Origin of the sequence: Aquimonas sp. (assembly GCF_044377145.1) — a bacterium.
Taxonomy (GTDB): Bacteria; Pseudomonadota; Gammaproteobacteria; order Xanthomonadales; family Xanthomonadaceae; genus Aquimonas.
Genome location: NZ_JBILJQ010000150.1, coordinates 1 through 4,588 on the forward strand (window position 1 = coordinate 1; position 4,588 = coordinate 4,588).

2 protein-coding genes and 1 pseudogene are annotated in these 4,588 nt (G+C 64.9%); 2 read left to right on the plus strand and 1 reads right to left on the minus strand.

The genetic code is table 11. From position 1 onward, the window contains the following. Positions 1–1,074: 1,074 nt before the first annotated feature. A complete protein-coding gene (locus ACIQ7H_RS21820; RefSeq protein ID WP_395795541.1) occupies positions 1,075–2,853 on the minus strand; it encodes an autotransporter domain-containing protein in 1,779 nt (592 codons plus the stop codon). 292 nt (positions 2,854–3,145) lie between these two features. On the opposite strand from ACIQ7H_RS21820, the gene ACIQ7H_RS21825 reads away from it, so the two are divergent. Then, the gene (locus ACIQ7H_RS21825; RefSeq protein ID WP_395795543.1) at positions 3,146–4,285 is read left to right on the plus strand and encodes a helix-turn-helix domain-containing protein; all 1,140 of its coding nucleotides are present in this window, start codon (positions 3,146–3,148) and stop codon (positions 4,283–4,285) included. A 55-nt stretch (positions 4,286–4,340) separates the two neighbouring features. Further along, positions 4,341–4,457, plus strand: a pseudogene (locus ACIQ7H_RS21830) (M36 family metallopeptidase); the annotation flags it as partial. Between the last annotated feature and the right edge of the window lie 131 nt (positions 4,458–4,588).

Consider the following 4,588-nt stretch of genomic DNA (forward strand, 5'->3'; position numbering starts at 1 on the left):
ATCGTGACCCTGCCCAGTGAACTCGGAAGCAACGAGATCGCAAGCATGAGCGAATCCGCCACTCAGGAGAACGAATGACAGCTATCTGGTGAACAGGCTGTCTCAAAGGGGTTGACGCGTTCCGCAGTGTACGCCTCGAGATCGTGGGTTTAGGAATTGCAAACGCCGTTTTCGGGCAGCCTTGCGGGCAGGCGGCGGTTGTGCGACTCGTGCAAGCGCCGGTTCTGGCGCCGAGCCGGACGTCCACGCGTTGGATTTCGGCATCTCGGGGCCGCTCATCGGCGCCATTCGTGGGCAACGCTGACCGATGCCCAACAGTGGGCCGAGCGCGGCCCTGCGGGGTCGGTCCCGCATCGGATCGGATCCCGGATTCGCCGTTGGCTGCGTGGCCGGCAGATCGTCACGCGGCTTCCGCCTGCGGTGCCCGCGCTGTGGGCCTGCGGAGACGGGGCCAGGTTCACGTGAGCCCAGCCGGGTTCCTTTGACGAGCGAGCGGCAGCTCCTGGTCGAGGCTGTGTGAAAACTCCTCGCCGCCGGCGCTGATCGCGATGTAAGCAGATTTTTCGGAGGCTCGCAAAGTCCGGAAGGCTCGGAATTCGCGTACGAGCGCGTCGATCGGCTGAAATCGACGGGCAACCGCGCAGGCCATGCGTTTTCACACAGCCTCGGCCGCAGGGTGCCACCGGCGATGTGCTGCACGCGGTGCTGGGCGCGGTGGCATTCACCCTGCGCCGGCTGCTGTGGGCGATCCTGCGTCGCGGCCTCACTGCGGAGTTTTTGCGCCTGTGGGCATGATGGTGTGGGGGGATTGGCGTTACAGGCGCGGCGAGGCGGTTAGTGGGACCAAGAGACGGCCTCGCCAGTGCCGGCGCACGGCCACCACCGCTGGGTGGCGTGCGCGACGCGACGGACGCTTGGCTGAGGAGACGGGAATTCTGCAGGGCCGACCACAAAGGCGCGGTGGTGCCGGCTTTTTTAATTGAGTGACCGCCGCACCGCGGGCACCGATGTGGTGCCCGCGGTGTTTGCCCGACAATCGCCCAGCGGTCGAACGAGACTCGTCCTACCCATTGGCTAGAGGTCCACGCTGACCACCAGGTTTGCTGAGCTATCGCGGACGGAGGGCGCATCCGTGCCCAAACGGAGTTCGCCGCTGGACAGGACAAAACGAAGGTTCGCCCGCTTGGAGAGCGTCACGTCAAACCCGGCATCCACCGTCAAGCCCTGCCCATGGCCGCGACTGAAGTCATAGTCGGCGAGGAAATCCGGGCTTGGGCCGGCAGCAATGGTCTTTACGTTGTTCGTCAGGTCGGTGTGCAGCCGGGCACCGACGAAGGGCTTCCAGCGGGCATCCGGCGCGCCGTACTGGAGGTCAAAGGCCAGATTGGCCTGCGTCCAGGTCCAATCGACGTCTCCATAGCCCAGACCCAGCACTCCCGACGACTCGGAGTAGGCGTCGCTGGTCAACTGGTAAGCGGCTACTCCCAGTGTGGAGCGCAGGGTCCAGAGTTTGCCGAGCGCGGCGCGATGCTGAACATCCAGCGCCGCGGAAAGCACCCGGGCGTCGGTCTCGCCAACGGTCGATTCCGAGGCCGGGCCCAGCAGTGCTTGTCGACGGATCTGATCAAACCTGGCCTTTGTGTAACCGAGCCCGGCGCGCAGCTCCAGCGCCTCGCTCATTCGCCATGCTGAAGCGAGGGACAGGCCCAGATCCTCACGCTCGGCCAGATAACTGCGCTTTTCTTCCAGACGAGATCTGCCGCTGTAAAGCCCGGCCCCAAACCGCCAGTCGTCGCCGTGATGAACGAGGCCCAGTTCGAGGGTGGGGCTAGTGCCTTCCAGGGTCTGGCCAACACCGCCCCCCGGGCTCGTTCGGCTTCGGCCATGCGTGCTGGCCGCGTGAAAGGACCAGCCATTGGACGCCGGCAGGCCGAGCAACTCTGGGAGCGTAGATTGCACTTGGGCATGCTTCGCAGCCAGGCTGGACAGCGTCTGGCCGTAGTTGTCGCGTGCACGCAATTGCGCCAAAGCGTAACCGGCGACAATTTCCTGCATCGCACTGGTGTAGTGTCCCCCGGCGGTGAAGACATTGCCGTCATTCGGATAGGACTGTTCGGGTTGCGGTGGGCCGCCCCGGCCCTGGTAACTGTCCGTCGTGAAATCAAAGCCATAGCGTTGCGGGTCACTGAGGATCGCATTGCCAAGCCGATCAATATCCAGGATGAACACGCCGGCGCTGGCGAGGCGTGGCCAGAGTTCAGCCTCCGTCAACTGTGTCGCCGCACGCAGCTGGACCAGCAACTCGACGGGCAAGCCGCCGTCGATCACCAGAGCCTCGGGCAGCAGTCCGACCTCGGCACCGAAGGCGACGATGTTGCGCGCCCCTAGTGCGCGCAGCCGCGCCACGCCGTCCAGGTAACGATCGGCGTAGACCACAGGGTCGTAAGGCAGTCCATCTGCAAACGCGCTTGTGATGTCGTTGCGGGTGAACCACGTGAAGATCAGATCGGAAGCAGCGAAGCGGCCAACTGCGCTCTCAAACAGGTCCAGCTGATCGGCGAAGGTGGGCGCATCCGAATAGCGCACGGTGGTCGACCCGTTGATGGCGTAACTGCTGCCGCCGGTGAAGCGGATGGTCGGCCCGGTCAGGTCAATCGCGGGCCGCGAAGGGCGACCCAGCGCTGAGCCCAGGGCTTCGCTCCACATCGGACCGCGGTTGCTGGGCCGCCGGTCGGGACCCTGGGTGCCGAGATCGGCGCTGCTGTCACCAAACACGTAGAGCTGACCGAGTCCATTGGCGTGGGCCACCGGGACGAACGCACAAGACAGCGTCAGGGCCAGGGCGGCGAACAAGCCATGCCTTGCAGTGCCAGATCGTGCCGGTGGTGAAGTCGGGAAGTACAATGAGTCGCAACGACTGGGCATGAAATCAACATCCTTGATTGGACAGAGGGTTGGCCCCGACGCACTCTCGTAGCAGGGGCCGTTTGGCGGACAGCGGCGGGCAAACGCCGGACATCCGCTCATTGGCCGATCATGGAGATCACAAAGGGTCTTGTCGGCCCGTCCACGTGGACAGGACACCCGGTCAGGACGGTCCAAGCGGCGCGGACAGCCGATGCCGGGGCGGGTTCGGGAAAAAGGCATGTTTGAGATTCAGGTCGTCACCGCAGCAGTCAATGGAGCGGGTTGCGGCGCTGCCCTGATGTGCGCTGGCGTGCTGGAGCTGCGCCGTCCACGCGAGCCGGCCTACCGGGCACTGGCCGTGTTTTTCCTGGTCATGGCCGTGATCTTGGCGATCAATGTGTGGACCGCGGTCGATCCTGGCAGTCTGGTGGTGGCCTCCCTTCTGCAGGCGCCCTTGCAGCCACTGCTGCCCGTACTGTTCTGGTTTTATGTGGACGATATCTCCGCAGCCGACCGGCGCGTCTGGGGTTGGCGTGATCTGTGGCACCTGCTGCCGGGCGCGATCATGCTCGGTGCATCCCAGGCGACGCTGTTGCTGCCGGCCGAGCAGCGCGCGGCAGTGCTTGCCGGGCACGTGGTGGTCCACTCTGCGCGGCTGGCGCAGATCCTGCTCGATCTCGCCAGCGCGCTGTGGATCGTGCAGGCCAGCGCTTACATGGCGGCTGTCCTGATCCGTCTACGGTGGCTGAACACCACACTGCGCGAGTACTTTGGCAGTACCGAAGCGCGTGAGCTCAGCTGGCTGCGACTGATAACCGTAATCATCGCTGCCAGCTGGTCCTTGACGGTCGCCTACAACACCTTTGCACCGCCGATGGCTGCACTGGAGATCGCTTTGGGCGCCGCCGGGCTAGCGACCGTGCTGGCGCTGGGGCTGTGGGCAACGCGCCAGCGCCCGGCCCTGCAGTTCGCCGAATCCAGCCCGGAGCGCGTGGGTCGCGAGGCCGGAGACGCCACCACCTATGCGCGCTCACAGCTGGACGATGACCACCTGACGCGGATCGCCGAGCGTATCGAACAGGCTTTTTCCGTCGAGCAACTTTATCGCGACCCGGCGCTGTCGCTGGATGATTTGGCAAAAGCCATCGGCGTGCGTGCGCCGTACCTGTCGCAGACGTTCAGTCGTCGCTTGCATTCCAGCTTTTTCGAGTACTGCGCGGCAGCCCGCATCACCGAGGCCTGCGCGCTGTTGCGAGACACCGACCGGACCGTCACACAGATCGCCGCGGATGTCGGCTTCAACTCCCGCTCGGCGTTCTATTCGGCCTTTCGCGCGGCGAAACGATTGACACCAACCGCCTATCGCCAACAGCAGTAGGAGATAGGACGTCAATGCCCTTGCCGGTGCCAGCCAGAACCAGGTGATGGCGGCCCTGACCCAGTTGTTCTACACCAACAACTGGCTGCACGACGCGTTCTACGATGCCGGCTTCAACGAGGCCGCCGGCAACGCTCAGCAGGACGACTTCGGGCGCGGTGGCCTCGGCGGAGGCCAGGTATAGGAAATTCAAACGCCCTTTTCGGCGAGTCTGCCGGGTAGGCGGCGGCCGCGCAAGCGGCGGTTTGGGCAAGGATCGGGCCTGCGCGAGCGCCCTACGGCATCACCTGGGCGCGCAGTCTG